1 protein-coding gene is annotated in these 1,075 nt (G+C 75.1%); it reads right to left on the bottom strand.

The annotated features are described in order from the left end of the window. Window positions 1–159 precede the first annotated feature (159 nt). On the bottom strand, window positions 160–1,075 hold a 916-nt coding region (locus KBX53_RS33905; protein ID WP_210863916.1), incomplete at its 5' end, for an SMP-30/gluconolactonase/LRE family protein.

The following is a 1,075-nucleotide window of genomic DNA, read 5'->3' as shown; positions in this document are numbered from 1 at the left end:
GGGGCCGCCGGGCCTCAAGCCCGCGCCGGTCGCCCCGGCGCACCCGGGCGCGGTGGCCGGCGGATCGCCCGCACCGGCGCCCTCGGTCAGCGGTCGCTGAGTCACCGATCGGCAGCACAGGGCCGGCCCGCCACCATGGCGGGCCGGCCCTGTCGGCCATCACCTCAGGGGTACGCGGGCCACCGCGGACCCGGTCAGGCTGCCCAGCCAGAGCTGGTCGCCGTGCTGGCGTACCCCGGTGATCATCGAGTAGTGCCCGCTCGGGCCGTGCAGCGTCCGGCAGACCGCGCCCGCGCCGTCGACGAGCGCGACCAGCCCGTAGCGGCGGGGCTGCGGTTGCAGGGCGTCGGGCAGCAGAGCGGCGATCTGCCGTAGCCGCGGATGGGGCAGCAGCCGCTCGGCGATCGGCACCCGAGGGCTGGGCAGCGCGATCCAGTACGTCCCGTCACCCACCGAGGCGAGATTGTCCGGGTACGCGGGCAGGTCGGCGAGGACCCGCACGCCGCCGCTCAGCTCGACGCGCAGCAGCCGGTGGGTGCTGGTCTCCACGACCATCAGCGCCGACTCGTCCGGGGTCAGCGCGATCCCGTTGGGGAAGTACAGCCCGTCGGTCACCACCTCGGTGCGGCCGCTGCCCGGCTGGTGGGCCAGCACCCGACCGTTGGGGCGGTGCTCCAGCAGGTCCCGCTTCCAGTGCGAAACCGGAAACCGGTCGGAGCTGTCGGTGAAGTAGATGGTGCCGTCCCGGCCCACCGTCGCGTTGTTGGCCAGGTGCACCGGCGGTGCCGTTCCGGTGAGTTCGCGTACCGCGCCGTCCGGCGTGACCCGCAGCAACCCGCGGTACGCGTCACAGACCACCAGGGCCTCGCCGGACGGGTCCAGCTCGATGCCGAGCGGACGGCCACCGGTCTCGGCCAGCAGGTGGGGTCGGGTGCCGGCGCGCGCGTCGACCGGCCACCACCAGAGCCGACCGTCCTCGTCACCACTGATCACCCGCCCGCCGCCGTCGACCAGGACGTCCTCGGGGCCGACGGCCCCGGCGGGGAGGGGGAGCAACTCGGCCTGGTCGAGCCGC

Origin of the sequence: Micromonospora sp. M51, assembly GCF_018070305.1 — a bacterium.
GTDB lineage: Bacteria > Actinomycetota > Actinomycetes > Mycobacteriales > Micromonosporaceae > Micromonospora > Micromonospora parva.
The sequence above is the reverse complement of the archived record's forward strand: the minus strand, read 5'-3'. Positions and strand labels throughout refer to the sequence as shown.